This is a genomic window from Acetobacter tropicalis, assembly GCF_030644465.1.
GTDB lineage: Bacteria > Pseudomonadota > Alphaproteobacteria > Acetobacterales > Acetobacteraceae > Acetobacter > Acetobacter tropicalis.
Genome location: NZ_JAUYUW010000001.1, coordinates 2,490,944 through 2,507,119, shown reverse-complemented (window position 1 = coordinate 2,507,119; position 16,176 = coordinate 2,490,944). Strand labels below are relative to the sequence as shown.

The 16,176-nt window shown below is 50.4% G+C and carries 22 protein-coding genes and 1 pseudogene; 3 read left to right on the top strand and 20 right to left on the bottom strand.

The features are described 5' to 3' along the window. Positions 1-2 precede the first annotated feature (2 nt). The 12 genes from QWU00_RS11395 to QWU00_RS11340 are packed head-to-tail and all read right to left on the bottom strand — an operon-like array spanning position 3 to position 6,805. A complete protein-coding gene (locus QWU00_RS11395; protein WP_035379166.1) occupies positions 3-305 on the bottom strand; it encodes a hypothetical protein in 303 nt (100 codons plus the stop codon). Continuing rightward, positions 302-610, bottom strand: a complete 309-nt coding sequence (locus tag QWU00_RS11390) for a hypothetical protein (protein ID WP_035379168.1) — start codon at positions 608-610, stop codon at positions 302-304. The genes QWU00_RS11395 and QWU00_RS11390 overlap by 4 nt, the downstream gene beginning before the upstream one ends. Next, a complete protein-coding gene (locus tag QWU00_RS11385) occupies positions 607-831 on the bottom strand; it encodes a hypothetical protein (RefSeq protein ID WP_035379170.1) in 225 nt (74 codons plus the stop codon). Before QWU00_RS11385 ends, QWU00_RS11390 begins: the two co-directional genes overlap by 4 nt. Continuing rightward, positions 831-1,118, bottom strand: coding sequence for a hypothetical protein (locus QWU00_RS11380; protein ID WP_035379172.1), 288 nt, complete (start codon positions 1,116-1,118; stop codon positions 831-833). Before QWU00_RS11380 ends, QWU00_RS11385 begins: the two co-directional genes overlap by 1 nt. Further along, positions 1,118-1,750, bottom strand: coding sequence for a hypothetical protein (locus QWU00_RS11375; protein WP_304651041.1), 633 nt, complete (start codon positions 1,748-1,750; stop codon positions 1,118-1,120). The genes QWU00_RS11380 and QWU00_RS11375 overlap by 1 nt, the downstream gene beginning before the upstream one ends. Positions 1,751-1,770: 20 nt before the next feature. Next, positions 1,771-1,974, bottom strand: coding sequence for a hypothetical protein (locus QWU00_RS11370; RefSeq protein WP_035379174.1), 204 nt, complete (start codon positions 1,972-1,974; stop codon positions 1,771-1,773). Positions 1,975-1,980: 6 nt separating this feature from the next. Further along, complete coding sequence (locus tag QWU00_RS11365; RefSeq protein WP_035379176.1) at positions 1,981-2,979, bottom strand: AAA family ATPase; 999 nt, start codon at positions 2,977-2,979, stop codon at positions 1,981-1,983. A 25-nt stretch (positions 2,980-3,004) separates the two neighbouring features. Next, positions 3,005-4,960 carry a transposase domain-containing protein gene (locus QWU00_RS11360; protein ID WP_081939008.1) on the bottom strand — a complete coding sequence of 652 codons (1,956 nt, stop codon included), beginning with the start codon at positions 4,958-4,960 and terminating at the stop codon, positions 3,005-3,007. Positions 4,961-4,972: 12 nt separating this feature from the next. Beyond that, positions 4,973-5,425, bottom strand: a complete 453-nt coding sequence (locus tag QWU00_RS11355; protein WP_035379179.1) for a hypothetical protein — start codon at positions 5,423-5,425, stop codon at positions 4,973-4,975. Beyond that, complete coding sequence (locus tag QWU00_RS11350; RefSeq protein ID WP_035379181.1) at positions 5,422-5,703, bottom strand: helix-turn-helix domain-containing protein; 282 nt, start codon at positions 5,701-5,703, stop codon at positions 5,422-5,424. The genes QWU00_RS11355 and QWU00_RS11350 overlap by 4 nt, the downstream gene beginning before the upstream one ends. Beyond that, positions 5,700-6,524: a ParB N-terminal domain-containing protein gene (locus tag QWU00_RS11345; RefSeq protein WP_035379183.1), complete on the bottom strand. Its 825-nt coding sequence runs from the start codon at positions 6,522-6,524 to the stop codon at positions 5,700-5,702. Before QWU00_RS11345 ends, QWU00_RS11350 begins: the two co-directional genes overlap by 4 nt. Beyond that, positions 6,521-6,805, bottom strand: coding sequence for a helix-turn-helix domain-containing protein (locus tag QWU00_RS11340; protein ID WP_166443787.1), 285 nt, complete (start codon positions 6,803-6,805; stop codon positions 6,521-6,523). Before QWU00_RS11340 ends, QWU00_RS11345 begins: the two co-directional genes overlap by 4 nt. Positions 6,806-7,008: 203 nt before the next feature. Between QWU00_RS11340 and QWU00_RS11335 the strand changes: the two genes are divergently transcribed. Both QWU00_RS11335 and QWU00_RS11330 read left to right on the top strand, forming a co-directional pair. After that, positions 7,009-7,779, top strand: coding sequence for a LexA family transcriptional regulator (locus tag QWU00_RS11335; protein WP_052051275.1), 771 nt, complete (start codon positions 7,009-7,011; stop codon positions 7,777-7,779). A 245-nt stretch (positions 7,780-8,024) separates the two neighbouring features. Then, positions 8,025-8,291 (top strand): annotated as a pseudogene (locus QWU00_RS11330) (integrase core domain-containing protein); the annotation flags it as partial. Here QWU00_RS11330 and QWU00_RS11325 read toward each other — a convergent pair. Continuing rightward, a complete protein-coding gene (locus QWU00_RS11325; RefSeq protein WP_166443833.1) occupies positions 8,271-8,819 on the bottom strand; it encodes an IS5 family transposase in 549 nt (182 codons plus the stop codon). The pseudogene QWU00_RS11330 and the gene QWU00_RS11325 overlap by 21 nt on opposite strands. A 309-nt stretch (positions 8,820-9,128) precedes the next feature. Further along, on the bottom strand, positions 9,129-10,064 hold the full coding sequence (locus QWU00_RS11320) for a DMT family transporter (RefSeq protein ID WP_331280071.1): 936 nt from the start codon (positions 10,062-10,064) through the stop codon (positions 9,129-9,131). 170 nt (positions 10,065-10,234) lie between these two features. Here QWU00_RS11320 and QWU00_RS11315 point away from each other — a divergent pair, with 170 nt between their 5' ends. Continuing rightward, positions 10,235-10,723, top strand: a complete 489-nt coding sequence (locus QWU00_RS11315) for an Lrp/AsnC family transcriptional regulator (protein ID WP_035380549.1) — start codon at positions 10,235-10,237, stop codon at positions 10,721-10,723. Positions 10,724-10,826: 103 nt separating this feature from the next. Here QWU00_RS11315 and ehuD read toward each other — a convergent pair whose 3' ends face one another. The 6 genes from ehuD to doeA are packed head-to-tail and all read right to left on the bottom strand — an operon-like array spanning position 10,827 to position 16,114. Continuing rightward, the gene (gene ehuD / locus QWU00_RS11310; RefSeq protein WP_035380553.1) at positions 10,827-11,564 is read right to left on the bottom strand and encodes an ectoine/hydroxyectoine ABC transporter permease subunit EhuD; all 738 of its coding nucleotides are present in this window, start codon (positions 11,562-11,564) and stop codon (positions 10,827-10,829) included. A 4-nt stretch (positions 11,565-11,568) separates the two neighbouring features. Further along, on the bottom strand, positions 11,569-12,228 hold the full coding sequence (gene ehuC, locus QWU00_RS11305) for an ectoine/hydroxyectoine ABC transporter permease subunit EhuC (RefSeq protein ID WP_035380554.1): 660 nt from the start codon (positions 12,226-12,228) through the stop codon (positions 11,569-11,571). Further along, positions 12,225-13,109, bottom strand: coding sequence for an ectoine/hydroxyectoine ABC transporter substrate-binding protein EhuB (gene ehuB / locus QWU00_RS11300; protein ID WP_052051385.1), 885 nt, complete (start codon positions 13,107-13,109; stop codon positions 12,225-12,227). Before ehuB ends, ehuC begins: the two co-directional genes overlap by 4 nt. Positions 13,110-13,117: 8 nt before the next feature. After that, positions 13,118-13,906 (bottom strand): amino acid ABC transporter ATP-binding protein, encoded by a 789-nt coding sequence (locus QWU00_RS11295; protein WP_035380572.1) that lies wholly within the window; start codon positions 13,904-13,906, stop codon positions 13,118-13,120. Positions 13,907-13,911: 5 nt separating this feature from the next. Beyond that, positions 13,912-14,922, bottom strand: coding sequence for a N(2)-acetyl-L-2,4-diaminobutanoate deacetylase DoeB (doeB, locus tag QWU00_RS11290; protein WP_035380555.1), 1,011 nt, complete (start codon positions 14,920-14,922; stop codon positions 13,912-13,914). Between the two features lie 10 nt (positions 14,923-14,932). Next, positions 14,933-16,114, bottom strand: a complete 1,182-nt coding sequence (gene doeA / locus QWU00_RS11285; RefSeq protein WP_035380573.1) for an ectoine hydrolase DoeA — start codon at positions 16,112-16,114, stop codon at positions 14,933-14,935. Positions 16,115-16,176 lie beyond the last annotated feature (62 nt).

Genomic DNA, 16,176 nt, shown 5'->3' with positions numbered 1-16,176 from the left:
CCTCAGTGTTTCGTGGCTGCGCTGGCAGCCTGCATTTCTTGATGTTGCGCGTTCTGGTATCCCCGCAGCATCAGTGCGAGATACAGAGCCAGAATGGTCAAATCCTCTGCATCGTCTGCCAAAGCACCAAGATCAGGCTGCTTCCCTGAGTTCTGGATGCGAAGGTTAAGACGACCGGCTTTATCTTTCAGCTGTTTCGCTGCGTCTTTTGCTAACGGCTGGTCTTTGGTCATAAATTTGAGCAATCCAGCCCGCAGTGCGGACAGGGCAGCAGAAACATCAACGGTCATGGTGATGCCGCTCATACGTCTCTCCTGTTCATTGCGGAGTAATAGGAAATCAGCTCTGGCGAGATACCCGTCTGGCTGACACGCAGTTTTTCCAGACACTCGTATGCCTGCTGGTCGCTAAGCCGGTCCGTTATCCCTGGCACGGCGTAATACTGGCCGTTCCAGGCGCGCGCTTTCAGTGCTGTGCGGATTGCGTCTCGTGTGCCGCAGCACAGCGGAAGCATGCCGTCAGGAAACCCAACACCAGGGCGAAATTCAATTCGCCCCGATCCATGCACCCACGCCGTCATCAGCTCATCTTTTGCAATACGGGCACTCATGCCCGTATCTCTGTGTATTCCGCATCAATGATGGTCGGCCCGAACGAATGCCCAACCCCATCAAGCAGTGTTAGCGCACCTTCCAGGCGTGACGCCTGCTGCTCCATCCAGTCGCACATGGAGGCGTTGTCTGTTGGGCTAGACGGCCCACTAGCCCGAGACAGGCGCGCTGTTTCGCGAAGAGATCGGGCTGTCGCAATGATTTCTGTCGCTGCGTGCATCACACATTCTCCATGGTTTTAAGGATTTCGGTCGCGGTCATTGCTTGGGGGTAGCTTTCAAAAAACTCCGCCATCAGATCACGCCGTTGATGGGCCGTGCGCAGGAAATAGACGCCTTGGCGAACCGTGTGCGCCAAACTGCCTGCCGTCACGTCTCCACCAAGAGAGCGCAACAGAGACCGGATATCATGCAACAGCGGCGTGAAACGGTCAGGCTGGCTATAGACGCTGCCCTCAACAACGGCCCGCAGCACCTCAGAAGGGTTCGGCATTTCAAGAATAGACATCAAGCTGCCTCCAAGTCAGGAAGTGGGGAGAAGGTCGGCAATTCACCTCTGGCTATTGCACCGGAGCCTTTCCGGTGCCGCAGCAGCATCTCTGTCGTCACAACCAGCCGAATATTCTCGCCGTCACGCTCAAACAAATGCCCCAGGACAGCATCCATCGTCCCAGAAATGCACCATTGTGCCCAGCGACCGTGCAATGCCAACTCAGCCCCATATTTTTCGCCGGAAACCTGACGGAAGCTGAGATTTTCGCGCAAGGCATGAACAATCCCGCTGAGAAGTTTACGGTCATCATTTCGCAGATGGTGAAAACGGGTGGGCAGCCACGGTTTTAGCCACTGCATTTGCTCGTCACTGATCCAGAACAACCCAGATTTACGCCGACATTCTTGCAAGCGTGGGGGCTCAAACCACATTGCTGTCGCCTTAACCCTCCCTAATTCCGTAAGGATAAATGTGTCGTCAGAACCATCCTGAAGCACGATAAAGCCGCGCTTTTGCATAGTGTCAGTCTGGTATGTGGTTGTATCAATCAGAGCGCACCCTTCACCGGGTTCCCAGGTCAACCGTACGGAACGTGACCGCAGTTTCACCGCCCCATATTTGTGGGCGAGCCAGATGATGGTTTTCATACCGGGAGTAATCTGGATGATCATGACCAGTCCGCCTCCAGGGCAGACTTCACGTCTGCCACAGTAAGGTTTTCATCCAACCCAATCAGAAAGTCTCTGATAAGCTGCCTGCTTTCCGGCCCCATCTGCACCTGAACGGCAACCACGTCAGTGACCTGGTTAAACAGTTCTGAAATCTCGTCTTCAGAGTGGGCAGGTGCCTGATCATTTTGCTTCTTAGCCATGGCCGATTACTCCCGCCCTGCAAAAGTTGGCAGTTCGGTGCCGGTAAGTTCTTTCCATGATGCTTTGAGGTCGGCCTCTGCCAATTCCTCCCGGTTATCCGATCCAACCAGCATGAATGCGTATCGCAGTGTCTTGTTTAGCGTCCGCAACCCACCAGCCTGCATGGCAATCCAGCGGCCCATTTTGCGCAGATTACTATCAGTAATGCCCCATGCGTCGAGCACCTGAAGCACATCCTTTACGAGCGGATTAAGCCGGTTTTTCCGCATACCAACACGGCTGAATATCTGCGCATGGGAGCTCTGGCGACCCATGCCTTCAATCCTGCCTTTCAAGGGCTCGTTCCCCATAAACACCAGACCAATACGGCCTCGGTCAAATATGGTTCGCAGCAAGTCAATTGCTTCCGTGGTGAGGTTCTGCGCTTCATCCACAATGATCAGCCCACGCGTTCCGCGCACACGCTGAATGACAGATGCCATCATACGCGGCCCCCTCTTTTCATTGGCGTCAAGCAATTCCGTCAGTTCCCGCAAGATAGCTGTAGGAGAGCGCATGGAACTGTCCGCCGTCATTAACCAGACGTTGGGTGTTTCTTTCTGGTATTTTTCAGCCGACATCGTTTTACCGACACCGGCATTGCCAGTGATCAGCCCGATATCTGGGCCGGCTTGAGCATATTCAAACACACTCAGCCAGATCTGGGATGATGGCGTTTCAAGAAACCCCGGTTCCTGTGGCATAGCCTTGCGGACGTGCGTGCTTGTCCGGCAACTATTCAGCCATTTCTCTATTTTTTCTTCCTGCTGCTTGTGGTTTCCTGTGTAAGTTCCATTCAACCAGGCAGAAAGAGTGGAATAACCAACTCCAGACTGATCTGAGGCAGCACGGATAGAAAGAGCATCTGTCTCCATCTGCGCCCGGACCCGTGTCCGCAGCGTTTCAGAGACCGAGTTCGCCCGTTCATCGCCCAGATGGGCGATGCCATTTTCTGTTTCAGACATAATTTACTGGCCTTTTAGAAAGTATTCAGTTCTGTTCGCGCATAAACTGGCGAAGTTTTACTACTGTGGAGACCTCTTCATCGTCGTGTTCCTCCAGATAAGCAGGATCAAGCGCCACAGCTGCATTGCCATGGGTGATCGGCCCGGGCCGGAACGGCCTGACAACCTTGCTTTCAATACTGTCCTCTTCGTCGTCAGGGATTGCTGGCATCATGTCCGCCAGTTGCTGCGGCGTCATGGTGCGTTCCGCATCCAGTATCTGTTTACGTGCCCGCAGGATCTGGCGTTTGCTACGCGCAGTGGTCGTCGCAGCTTCTGTATCCGTAAAGCCTGTCCGCTCGATAATTGGCGCATTCCCAAGGAACGATCCCTTGGCGTCGTAAACATGCAGATCGGCATGCAGATCCTGCGGGTCATAACGGACTACAACAGGCTGCCCCAGATGCTCATGCAGAAAGTCCGCAAAATAGCGGTTCCGCATAAAGCGGATAGAGCCGTCCTTCTTGTTTGTCGTCACGTTTTCCGCAGCCTTCAGCCACAGATGCCGTTGGGCAGAAGTCGCCTTTCTGGGAGCATGAATTGCCATGCTTTCGGAAAAAGCCTGGTAGAAGCTCTTCTTTCCACCGCAGACCAATGTGTTCCGGCCTGTGCGATTGTTGTGCTCCTTAATCCCCTCTGAAATGACCTTTAAGAATTCATCAAGAGGGATCGCCTTGCTGCCATAGTTCTCGGGTTTGGCTAGTGGGTTGTTACCCACATACGCCCCCGAAAACCGGACATCCTTTGCAATGTTTTCCTCGAGGTCCCGGAAAGATCGTTCAATCGGTTTCGACTGCCCGGAATAAGGTGTGGTCCAGTGGGTTTTAACGCCCAGAATGGTCATCACCCCGTTGACCTCATTCTCCTTCACTTTGAAGCGGAAGCGCGTCTTGCTACCGCCTGTCAGGCGCTTGGAGGCAAATGCCCGCCCGTTATCCAGATAGGCGGCTTCCGGGATGCCCCATTTTTCCACCATGTCGCCAAAAGCAAGCTGGATCAGGTCAGTGTTTTCAGATCGGTCGATACGCCAGGACAAGATCATATTGGAATACAGATCCTGCCATGCCGCCATGATCGGACGCGCAACAGTCCCGTCAGGCCACAGGACAAAGATATCCCATTTATGGCCGTCTGCATTGACCGCCTGCAAAGCATGCAGTGCAGTCCGGTCACGTTCCTGAGCAGGGATCATCTGCTTGGCGGCATCTTTCCCGGCACGTGCCATAGTCACCACCATTTGCGGCAACTCTTTCACGCGCCGCTTCAGCGTGTTGATGCTCGGAATAACCCAGCCGTGTTCTTCTGCCATTTTCACCAGATCACGATAGCACTTTTCAAATGTAGGCTTTTCCGGGCGCAGCCATAGGGATTTGAACGCGTCCAGCGCCTGTTCATCGCACGCTGCACGCTTCTTTTTGTTTCCCTTGTGTTGATCAACCAACATTGGCAGCCAATGGTTTCTGGGCACATTCTTAACCCGTCGCCGCCAATTCTGTATTGTCGTGCGAGACAGACAAGCATCCATACGGACCTCGTGAATGGCCTCCTCATTTGTAAGGCCAGCGGCCACCAGACGATTGATCCGATCGAGATAGACGAGCACCTTTAGAGCCTTGGATTTTGCCTTCTCAGTTGCTTCCTCATATGCTTTCCATTCCGCATCATAGCGATGATCATCATCAGACACGGATGACTTTTCATCTCCTTCGCTGATTTCGAGAAACTTGTGCATCCACACGAGCTGCGCAGCGCGATCAAGAACCCGAAAAGAATATTCAATTCCGCCCCCGGCAACGTTCCGCTTGCGCCACACCTTGTTGCGCCATTCCGGTCTGTTCCACTGGTTCTTCTGCGCTCTGATCTGAAGAGCCCGTTCGTCTGGTATTCCAGGCAGCCCAAGCGTCGCCATTTCAGGCAGCGTTGCCCATTCACGCGTAAGCATGATCTTTGTCCATCAGAACCGGCCTCCAATCTGACGCCGTAGTCCACTCTCAATGCGCGCTAACTTTTTGCGCTGCTCAGCAACTGCCGCCATTTCGATCATCGGCAGATATCCACGATCAATCACAGCCCATCCTCGCCCCTCTGCCAGAAATTCCAGCAGTCGCCTGTCTTGGGTTGCCCCAATCAGGGCATCAAAGCGAGGAACGCTGATCTGATGATCTTCCCTCTGGCCAGACGCATAGGCGTTTAACATGTTCATAGTAACAGTCCGGCCCAGAATATCGGACATGCGCTCCGCCACGTCGCCACGCGGTTTTCCGCACTCTTCCAGCGTCACGGAAATGGCACGGCTAAGGCGGAAGCCGAACGAATTGCCCCGAACCTGCATCGGGTCATACCCGGTGATGATCACAGGGGGCTCCCAATCCAGCAAAGAAAGCTGGCGCGTGTCTGTTTTGCTCATGCTGCCTCCGCCACTACATGCGGCATGCGCAGCGCAGCATCCGCAGCTACAATTTCTAGAAACACATCCTGCTCACAATCCAGTGCCCACAACAGATCCATCAGGACGGGAAGGCGGGAGCAAATTGCACCACTCTCAATGCGCATGATCGTGTTCCGATCGCGTTCACTTTCGACAACAAGCCGCTCAACGGTCCATTGCCGCTTCAGCCGTTCACGTCGTATGATTTTCCCGATCTCAGCAGCTAGATCGCGTTCATTTATTCTCACCCCGCTCATGCTGCCTCCACGATCTGCTCAGGACGGATCACACCGGCCTTTGCAAGTTCATCAAGGAACACACGGCGCGCCGGGACTTCCATCTTCATGACACGGGAGGCTTCTTTTTTCCCCAGGCTCAGCCAAAGCGCATCGCCCGAAAGGCGAACAGGCTCTTCCTTTAGTTCAGAAGGCTTTTTACCCTTGAAAATCGCTTCTTTGACTGTGGAAACCTGAAGCACTGGCTCCGCAATGGAACCAATGTAGATCAATTCCTGCCGATCATCTGCCAGCGTCGTTTTCTGCAGTATCTTTACCGTTTCCGGCTGCAGGTTTTTGTAGAGGGAGACATAGGCATGCACGGTGCGTTCACTCACGCCCATACGGGCAGCTGCGTCCAGGGCGAAACGCGGAGCAGGGTTTGCAACCGTTGCAATTCCTGAATGCTGGTTCACACCAAGCTTGGTTTCAGGGTGCAGTTTAAGGTAGAGTTCCTTGCGCTCGTACAAACAACGAGCCCGAGACAGGACGTCCAGTTCCTGGCGGATGAGGTTTTCGTCAATTTCCTGTAGCCGAGCCTCATCCGCATTCAGCTTCGTGATGGAAGCATCAATGCTATCCCATTTGGCAATCTCAGCAGCCCGCAGACGATGCGCCCCAGAGACCAGAATATACTTGGGCGCACCCTCAGCACCGCTGCCGTAACGGACCACGATAGCCGTTTCCTGACCATGCTCCTCAAACGCTTGGGCAATGATTTCTGCATGGCTTTCATCCACAGGGCGGATACGCCCATCAATGCGCGGATCAATGTCGGCCAGTTTGACTTTTTTGACGTTCATGCTGCCACTCCGTTTTGACGGAGATCAGCAGGGACCGTGCTGGTAGGTTGCCGATCAACAACCCGAGACACAGGAGTGCCGTCAGCATGATACCGATCTGGCCAGATTTCATATGGCTCACGCCCAAGAAGCTTAGCCACCTTCTTTTCTCCAGAAATGGAATAACCAGGCTGGGAAAGAATGTTGCTAATGCCGTTTCTGGCCAATCCGATCTGTTTGGATACCCCAGAGAGGGAACCAAACCGCTTTCTAATCTCGGATTTAATATCCTCAACGTGCATTCCGCACGGCTTTCGTGCCATAATGGCATTCTCCTCTGACTGAGTCGGCCCCCACCGACTCTCTTTTTTGTCCAACAACACGGGGCTTTCCCCCGTGTCATTACCCCGGAGCATTGCACTATGAATAACCGTATGTCAATTCATAAAGGCATTTCGGTTCCAGTTTTTTACGGACAAGTTTCGATATCGGGATTCTCTTTGTCATGACAAAGGAAATCGAAAATACCGTGGAAAGAGAGCCTAGAAAGTACGGTTTCGGTCAGGAAGATGTAGATCCGCAGATAAAAGCCAGATCAGAGAGGCTGCGTCATGCCGTGCAGGAGGCTGGCGGAAATGCACTCGTCGCTTCCAAATCCGGAATTCCTCTTGGCACTCTAAATCGCTATATTGCTGGCCGTGAGATGAAGGCGGGGGCGATGATAGCAATCGCTAGAGCCTGCGGTGTTTCACTGTCATGGTTGGCTGAAGGGGCTGGTCCATCTGCTTTGGAGACGGCTTCATCAGATTTCTCTAACGTCGAAATTATTCCTGACCAAAGCACACTGAATGTCAGATATTTTGATATAGACGCCTCTGCCGGTTTTGGTAGACTTGACTGTGATCAAGAAAAGCCAATTTATATGCCAATATTTAGAGCCGTATTAGAGATGGCTAAGTGTGTAGCCAAAGATACTATAGTAATGCATGCTGTTGGAGACAGCATGTCTCCGACCATTAATAGTGGCGATGCTATGGTAATAGATACCAGAAGAACTGATCAGCTGTTTGGTATTTATGTTTTCGTGATGCACGGTGCTGTATTCGTTAAGCGCCTATCAGCGAGAACCGATGGCACGATCCTCGTCTCTAGTGACAACAAGAACTACCCACCTGAGGAAGTCTCTATGGCTTCCGTAAGATGGGGGCAGCCTGACGGAGCTGACAGCATGTGCATTGTGGGTCGTGTAGCCATGATAATGACATCAACGCTTTAAGAGGCTCTTAGAAGACTTTTAAAAGGTTCGGCCCCACTACTCGCTACAGTTCCATTTTATATGGCTGAACTGTTTATGAAATAGGCGGGAGTCCAATTTCAACTGGCTGACAGGGTAACAGAACCGCAGCCAGTTGAAGCCAAATTTTTTGGCAGTTTACCGGGCAGAAATCCCATTATATCCCGGCCCATCCCGACTAATCCCGGATAATCTCCACAGTTCAGTTTCATCTGGTCGGTAACACAGGTCTCGTTGCCTCAGTCGGAAGCGTTGGAGATTCCTATGATAACGCTCTCGCGGAGACCATTAACGGGCTCTACAAAACCGAACGGATCTATCGGCAGGGGCCATGGAAAAACAGGGACGCTGTTGAGCTGGCAACGCTTAAATGGGTCGACTGGTTCAATAATTGGCGGCTCCTGTCCTCCATTGGAAACATCCCGCCAGCAGAAGCTGAAGCACGTTTTTATGGGCAACAGAAATCACATGCATTAGCCGATGAAATCAGATAAAAAACGTCTCCACAAATCCCGGGGCAATTCAAAACAATCGCAGTCGTAGGCCTTATCGGCGATGAGCGCGCCCGCAGTCTGACCTTCGAGCAATGCAGATGCCTGGGTGGCATCATGAAGCTGACCGCTGGTGATAATGAACCGTAACAGTCGCCCCTGGGAGTCGGCCAGCGTGTGGATCTTGGTGGCCAATCCACCTCGGGAACGCCCCAGCGCCTGATTTTGCGCCCCGCCTTTTCCTTTCGTCGCGTGCGGGTGGGCGCGGACGATGGCACTGTCGATCATCATATACGCTTTGTCGCGATCGGCGGCCAGCGCGGTAAATACCCGCTCCCACACGCCGGCATGACACAAGCGACTGAAACGCCGATGGAGCGTCTTCCAGTTTCCATAGCGTTCAGGCAGATCGAACCAATACGCGCTTGATCTCAAGACCCATAAGCATCCTTTTAAAAACAGACGATTATATAATCCCGTCCGCCCAGGATCACTCACTTTCCCGGGCACAGAACCCTGATCTGCTCGCATTGAGCTGCGCTCAGTTCGTATTGCTTGATCCCCATCGTCCGCTCCACACATCAGCACGGAGATCTGTCAATCAGCAATCAGGCCATTTGGAAATCATGAATATGGATTGGCCCTAGAACCCTCCAAGGGCAACATATTGCTGGAAGCCGTATTAAAAGCAGATCAATCTATCTGAATAAGAAGCAAACTTTTTTAGCAGGAACATCTCTACATGTTCCTGCTAAACTGAGCAGCACATAACACCGTCACGACATTACGAAAGAATTTGCTAAACACGTAAAGTTACCGAGAGTAAAAGATACTCCATCATCATTCATCAACACTCTTCCGCGCTCTTCCTCCTGCCCATGTCGCGAAAATAACGCTACCAACAATCAGCGCCAGTCCAATTGCCAGCAAAGCGGTAATGCGTTCATGAAGGAATACCGCTGAAGCAAGAACACCAAGAACCGGAACACCCAATGTCACATTGGACATGGTAAACGTTGAAACACGACGTCCATATTCCGCTGAAATTACGAAACAGAGTGAGGTTGCAACCGGTCCAATAAACAGCAGCAGTCCCCACAGTTCGGGCGTCCAGCTTTTAACATGGGGCAAACCCACAATAGCCAAGGACATCGCGGTCAGGCTGACAGTTGCAAACAGCATCTGCCAAGGGGCCAGATCAATAGGACGGGAAACCCACTGGTGCCGCTTTACATGCAGGATCACCAACGCCCAACCTACCGCCGCCAGAAGCAACATAGCGGCCCCCAACACTGCGCCAGGACGATTCCAATCCATCTCTAGCGGCGAACAGATCAAACCAATGCCACAAAGCCCGACACATAGTGCAATTAACTGTGTTGAAGTTGGTCTGTCCCCAAAAAGCAACCAACCAGCCAGCAAGCCCCATAAAGGCGTTGTGTAAGCAAGAAGTGCCGCGTGACTCGCATCTGTATACTGCATTGCTGTTACACCAAGCGCTGTGAAAGCCATCATTTGCAGGCCGCCTATACTTGCCAGAATGGCCCAGTCACCGCGCTTGGGCAGTTTGAGTTCACGTCGCCACCCCAGAAACAGAAACAGGCAGAATCCTGCCGTCGCAAAACGGAGTGTTGCCATCCACAGCGGATCCATTAGCCCAACAGCGATTTTCATAGCAGGCCAACTTAATCCCCAGAGCACAACCATAACACCCAACCAGAAGTTGGTCTCATTTGTTGCCGAAATTCTTACTGGCTGTACTATTGAGGACGACACTCAAGAAAGTCCATTTTTTTGAAATTTCGTGGACCACAAAGCAAAAAAACCTTGCAGCATCATGTGCCGAAATATTAAAGGAGGCTTGTTGGAAAATCTGACTTATCTTTTGTGTTGTTGGTGAATAATCTGGTAATAATAACCTTGATGCTCTAATTTAGGGGAACATCTTGCCTGAAACATCTTTTACGCTGGATACCACCAGCATACGCATTCTGAATGTGCTTCAGGAAAATTGTGAAATCAGCAATAACGATCTTGCTATGGCAGCAGGAATTTCAGCCTCTCCCTGCTGGCGCCGTGTCAATGAGATGAAAAATCAGGGCGTAATTCAGCGATCGGTCGCCATTGTGAATCCACTAGCACTTGGCTTGGCAGTGAATGTCTTCGTCCACGTGTCTTTAACACATCAGGACAAACACTCTCTTGAGATTTTCAACAAGGCCGTAAAAACCAGACCCGAAGTCATGGAATGTTATCTTATGTCCGGAGAGTCTGATTATATGCTGCGTATTGTTGTTGAAGACCTGGTGAAATTTCAGGAATTGATTCTGGATTTCCTAACAAAAATTCCTGTTGTCTCCAATATACGCTCAAGCTTCGCCCTGAGCCAGATCAAATACACAACCGCTCTTCCAACAGGACATCTGGGCAAATAAATGATAGCAGGTCATGTTCGTCAAATAATAAAATACAGTGAATCTCCATTATTTCTGAAAAAATGGATTTATTTGCGTTAATTAATTTCTATTCTGTTACGTTTTACGAGATAAGATTCTCAGACGGGTCCATTTTAGAATTTTCATAAGGCCCCTTGAGAGAAGACGCAGAATGATCGTCTTTTTCACGCAGCACACCGAGAATCCTCGTCATACTTCCAACGCAACCTCTGGCAACCATACCAAGAGCTAGAAACAGCACTCCGACCATAGTAATGGGTTCAAGGTAGCGATAGTGCATATCGCCAAACAAACTGGCTTCTCCCATCATTTCCATAACAGAAATTGACGACAAAAGCGGTGTTTCCTTGATCAGAGCAATGAAATAGTTGCCCAGAACGGGAAGTACAGGACGGATAGCCTGAGGGAGAATAACATATCGCCATGTTTGGAAAGGCGAAAAATTGCAGGCTTTACTCACTTCCCATTGCAATACGGGAATTGCTTCAATTCCGCTTTTATAAACATTTGACAGATATGTTGCGTAATGAACACCAAAACCCAAAATTCCACAACCAAACGCTGGAAGCGTGATATTTGCGTACGGCAGAAGATAGTAAAGAAAAAAAAGCTGAACAAGAAGCGGTGTGCCACGAATGAAATGTGTGACACCAGAGATCAGAAAAAAAATTGGCCCTCGGGTTATTTTTTCAAGGACGGCGATTGCCAGCCCCAGACACACAGCCAAAGCGAATGAGCAGAGAGTTGCTATGATAGTAACTTGCAACCCTTTCAGCAGATAAGGGAAGACCATGACGGCAAAATGGTTATCCCACGTCATATTATTATACCTTCACCTTTTGAGGGTTAGCCAATCGCGTTACAGAACGAATAAAGAAAAGAATGCCAAGATAGAGAATAAAATAAACAATCAGCGTCACTGCAAATGGAAGAAAAGTCTGCCCCGTCCGGATACGGAACTGCTGTGCCTGAAAAGTAATATCTGACAACGATATTAACGAGACAATAGAGCTGGCTTTCATCAACTCGACCATATTATTGCCGAACACAGGCAACATACGGGGAAAAGCCTGAGGCAGAATAATATATCTGAATGTCTGATACCGGGTGAAATTTAACGCACAGCAGGCTTCATACTGATCTCGGCCAGTCGCCTGCACTGCGCTTCTAACAACTTCTGCCCCGTATGCCCCAACATTGAGACCCAGCCCCAGGATGCCAGCAAGCAAAGGCGAGAGTAACAACCCGAATGCCGGAAGAGCATAATAAAGCCAGAAAACCTGAACAAACACCGACGTGCCACGGAAAAGTTCAATATAGCAAACGCTGAAAACTCTAATGAAACGCCACCGCGAAACACGACCCAAACCAAAAACGAACGCGCACACAAAAGCGAGAATGCTACCGGAAATTGTCAGAATGACCGTAATTTCCAGCCCACGCAGAACAGAGCGGAGCAGATCAGATAAAACGAGTTCTGTCATAAGGACTGTTTCCCCCTACAAAACTCCTCTCGCGTATGACCACGCGCGAGAGAGGGATCAAAGCCGTGCGCCCGCAAGATCCGGTCATACGTCCCGTCGGCCTTCAGTTTTGCCAGCACATGATCATAAGCATCCCTGAGGTCAACAGCATTCGGGCTGAACGCTGTTCCGGCACACATAACCGGCGCGTCTTTTACCGTCACAAGAGAAAATTTTTGTCCACGCCAGAGATCAACCAGATGCTGTGCAGAAGATGCAGGTAAGGAATAGACCTGTATGCGGCCTGCCAGAAGCATGATCATTCCACTAGGACCATCTGGAACGGGAACAAGGCGGCTCGCTGGAACCCCCGCAGCCAACGCCTCTCGTTCCTCCGTACCTCCTGCGGGCACGCCCACTTGCAGCAAGGAGTCTGTCGCCAAATCACGGTAGGTTTTTAGTGCAAGAGGCATATCCTCTTTCATGAGAAATGCTTCTCGGTCACATAAGTCCGGTTCTGAGAAAGCAACGGCTTGACACCGGCCGGGTTGGATAAACAAACCTGAGCTGATTGCATCACTTCGTCCGGCCAGAAGCCCTGGAATCAGGCCGCCAAAAGTTGACAACACACCCTGCAGTTCTGAAACCCCCATTCGTTGAAACACAGCATGAGTCAGGTCTGGGCCAGCACCACCCACCTGCCCGTCTGCATCAATTACTGTCCAGGGAGGTTCATTGGACAGACCAATTCGTACATACCCACGTTTTTGCAATTTTTCCAGCCGCGTTGGGCGGCTCTCACCGTTTGCTCGGCAATCTGCTGAATGGATAAAGTACAAAAATGAAAGAGAAATCCCTAAAATAAAACTATATTTTTTTATTTTCTTTGAAAAAGAAATCATATTCCGTATCACACATCTATGACAGGGAGCCCCAGAAAGGCCCGTGTGCGATTATCCTTTGGATTGGTGAACACCACATCCGGTGCGCCATCTTCGACAATCTGACCGTGATCAAAAAACAGGATACGATCGGCAAACTGCCGGGCAAACTCCATTTCATGAGTTACAAGCAACATGGTGGTGCCAGTTTTCCGACAAATCATGTTAAGCAGATCTAGAACCTCAGAAACGCGCTGCGGATCAAGGGCTGAAGTCGGTTCATCAAACAGCAGAATATCAGGTTGAAGAGCCAGCGCCCGTGCAATAGCAACGCGTTGCTTCTGGCCGCCAGAAAGCTGGTCAGGAAGGAGGTAGGCCTTTTCCCCTAATCCAACCATTTGCAAAAGCTCGTGTGCTCGGTTTTCTGCCTCAGTTTTTCCTGCCTGGCCATTGAGGATCTGAGGAAGTGCGATATTATTCAGAACATTCAAATGCGGAAAAAGACCGAAATGTTGAAATACCATTCCAATTCGTGATCTGACAGCACGAAGCTGGCCTTCGGGAAGCAGGCGTCGCGTATCAGGTGCTCCTTCATACATCGGAACACCTTCAATCCGCACCTGGCCTGCATCAATTGTTTCCAGCGTCATGAGAAGACGCAGGATTGTCGTTTTTCCGGACCCTGAAGGGCCAAGCAAAGCAACTTTCTGGCCTATGGGAATTTCCAGGTTCAAACCATCAAGAACCGATATACCGTTGAACGCCTTTGAAACGTCTGAAATTTGTATCATCGGACGTGACGCGGCTATCTGCTCCATGATGATCATAAATCTTCTATTACAACGCCAAAAGATGCCACACAGTCACCCATTTTTATAAGGCCTGGAAAGTGCCGAGCAATCAGAATACCATCACAGGGCGCAAGAATGCGTGTCGGTGCGACACCAGTTCTATCAATTGTATGAATGCGCGCTATTGTCTGACCTTTTTTTACAGAAGCTTCAAGATCAACACACATTTCAAGAAGACCGTCCTGCTCTGCAAAAACAAAACTCTCATCTCCCGGCATGTCCAACCACTGCGTAGGTGACGTCACAACGTCACCCGCAAGGATACCCACGTGCCGCAGGACATTCCTCACGCCTTGCCGGGCAATTTCCGCTGTTCTTGCTGAAACCGTGCCACCACCGCCAAGTTCGGTTGTGACAAATACCTTTCCCATCTCTTCAATGGCTGTATCGAACATTCCGCGTGAATCGATTTCGACCATTTTTAATGAATAGGGAGCTCCAAAAGCCTTGACAGCAGAGAAACATTTCTCTTCCTGAACAGGATCAGGTAAAACATGTGCCGCCGCAAATGGAATAAAATCCAGTGTTTTACCACCAGAATGGAAGTCCAGAACAATATCACACATGGGCAATAGAACGCGCTGAAAATAATCCGCAATTTTCTCTGTCACCGTGCCATCCGGGCGGCCGGGAAAAATGCGGTTCATGTTCCCACGATCAATAGGCGAGGTACGTGTGGCTGCACGAAAGGCAGGATAATTCATTGCCGGGACAATGATGACACAACCAGAAACATCTAAAGGATCAAGTTCTTGCGCAAGCCCAAATAGCGCAACAGGCCCTTCATATTCATCGCCATGATTACCACCGGTCAAAAGAGCAGTTGGCCCCTCCCCGTTACGCACAACCGTTAGGGGAATCATGATTGATCCCCAGGCGGAATCATCACGGCTGTAAGGCAGGCGGAGGAAACCATGATGAATACCGTCTTTATCAAACGGAACGGTCGCGACAATAGGGGAATCAAGCTGTGTATCCGTCATGATGCGGCGCTCAGTCCTTCACAAACAGTTTGCGGGGCACATTTGCCAAACACTCGTACCCTGTCTCAGTAATAAGAATACTTTCGGTTGTTTCAAAACCCATTGTATCCAACCATAAACCAGTCATGAAATGAAACGTCATTCCGGGTTTCAATTCAGTCTTGTCTCCGGGCCGCAAACTCATCGTGCGTTCACCCCAATCTGGCGGGTAGGACAGACCAATAGGATATCCTGTCCGGTTATCTTTTTTGATCCCGTATTTTTTCAGGACATCGAAAAAGGCATTGGCAATATCTTCACACAAATTTCCAGGTTTTGCCGCCAGAAGCCCCTCTTCCATACCCTCAAGAGTTGCTTTTTCCGCATCAAGAAAAGCCTGTGTTGGCTTGCCAAGAAAGACTGTTCTGGAAAGCGGGCAGTGATACCGATGGTAACATCCGGCAACTTCAAAAAAAGTGCCCTCACCCTTGAGCATAGGACGGTCATCCCATGTAAGATGAGGAGCCGACGCATCTGTGCCAGATGGCAGCAAAGGAACAATTGCTGGGTAGTCTCCACCAAACTCCGCTGTGCCACGAAGCCCTGCATCATAAATCTCTGCAACCAGATCACATTTTCTCATTCCTGGTTCTATTTTTTCATAGATTCTGGAATGAATATTCTCGACGATCTTACCTGCCCGCCGCATATAAACAATTTCCTGCGGACTTTTGACCGCACGCTGCCAGTTGACAAGACTAGTTATATCCAAAAACCGGACATTTGGCAGACCCTTCATTAACGCGGCATAAGCGGCAGCAGAAAACCAATAATTATCCATCTCCACGCCAATAGTAGCAGCCTGCCACCCCCGTTCCGAGATCTTGGCTGCCAGATAAGTCATTGGATGGCGTTCTGGTGACTGAACATAGATATCAGGATAACCAAGGATATTCTCTTCACTGATCCACGCTGTTCTGCGCGCACCATTGGCATCCTGTTCCCGACCGAACCAGATTGGCTCTCCCGACAAGGGAACAATGACGCATTGATAAACGTAGAATGACCATCCATCGTATCCCGTCAGCCATGCCATGTTTGATGGATCACTTACGATCAGAAGATCGACATTGCGTCGGCTCATTTCCTGACGTGTCTTCTCAAGACGCGCAGCATATTCTTCGCGGGAAAATCTCAACCTTGCATGATCCATATCACACATTCTTTCTGAAAAAGTGAAGACAGTCTATTTTATAAAACAGTTTTTCGAATATC

Excerpts from the sequence above, each read along its gene's own strand:
- ehuB (WP_052051385.1), bottom strand. The coding sequence starts at position 13,109 with ATGATTTCTTTTTCAAAGAAAATAAAAAAATATAGTTTTATTTTAGGG.
- ehuD (WP_035380553.1), bottom strand. The coding sequence starts at position 11,564 with ATGACGTGGGATAACCATTTTGCCGTCATGGTCTTCCCTTATCTGCTG.
- QWU00_RS11335 (WP_052051275.1), top strand. The coding sequence starts at position 7,009 with ATGACAAAGGAAATCGAAAATACCGTGGAAAGAGAGCCTAGAAAGTAC.
- QWU00_RS11390 (WP_035379168.1), bottom strand. The coding sequence starts at position 610 with ATGAGTGCCCGTATTGCAAAAGATGAGCTGATGACGGCGTGGGTGCAT.
- QWU00_RS11370 (WP_035379174.1), bottom strand. The coding sequence starts at position 1,974 with ATGGCTAAGAAGCAAAATGATCAGGCACCTGCCCACTCTGAAGACGAG.
- QWU00_RS11345 (WP_035379183.1), bottom strand. The coding sequence starts at position 6,524 with ATGAACGTCAAAAAAGTCAAACTGGCCGACATTGATCCGCGCATTGAT.
- QWU00_RS11295 (WP_035380572.1), bottom strand. The coding sequence starts at position 13,906 with ATGGAGCAGATAGCCGCGTCACGTCCGATGATACAAATTTCAGACGTT.
- QWU00_RS11395 (WP_035379166.1), bottom strand. The coding sequence starts at position 305 with ATGAGCGGCATCACCATGACCGTTGATGTTTCTGCTGCCCTGTCCGCA.
- ehuC (WP_035380554.1), bottom strand. The coding sequence starts at position 12,228 with ATGACAGAACTCGTTTTATCTGATCTGCTCCGCTCTGTTCTGCGTGGG.
- doeB (WP_035380555.1), bottom strand. The coding sequence starts at position 14,922 with ATGACGGATACACAGCTTGATTCCCCTATTGTCGCGACCGTTCCGTTT.
- QWU00_RS11350 (WP_035379181.1), bottom strand. The coding sequence starts at position 5,703 with ATGAGCGGGGTGAGAATAAATGAACGCGATCTAGCTGCTGAGATCGGG.
- QWU00_RS11385 (WP_035379170.1), bottom strand. The coding sequence starts at position 831 with ATGCACGCAGCGACAGAAATCATTGCGACAGCCCGATCTCTTCGCGAA.
- QWU00_RS11355 (WP_035379179.1), bottom strand. The coding sequence starts at position 5,425 with ATGAGCAAAACAGACACGCGCCAGCTTTCTTTGCTGGATTGGGAGCCC.
- QWU00_RS11340 (WP_166443787.1), bottom strand. The coding sequence starts at position 6,805 with ATGCACGTTGAGGATATTAAATCCGAGATTAGAAAGCGGTTTGGTTCC.
- doeA (WP_035380573.1), bottom strand. The coding sequence starts at position 16,114 with ATGGATCATGCAAGGTTGAGATTTTCCCGCGAAGAATATGCTGCGCGT.
- QWU00_RS11360 (WP_081939008.1), bottom strand. The coding sequence starts at position 4,960 with ATGCTTACGCGTGAATGGGCAACGCTGCCTGAAATGGCGACGCTTGGG.
- QWU00_RS11375 (WP_304651041.1), bottom strand. The coding sequence starts at position 1,750 with ATGAAAACCATCATCTGGCTCGCCCACAAATATGGGGCGGTGAAACTG.
- QWU00_RS11380 (WP_035379172.1), bottom strand. The coding sequence starts at position 1,118 with ATGTCTATTCTTGAAATGCCGAACCCTTCTGAGGTGCTGCGGGCCGTT.
- QWU00_RS11325 (WP_166443833.1), bottom strand. The coding sequence starts at position 8,819 with ATGCGAGCAGATCAGGGTTCTGTGCCCGGGAAAGTGAGTGATCCTGGG.
- QWU00_RS11365 (WP_035379176.1), bottom strand. The coding sequence starts at position 2,979 with ATGTCTGAAACAGAAAATGGCATCGCCCATCTGGGCGATGAACGGGCG.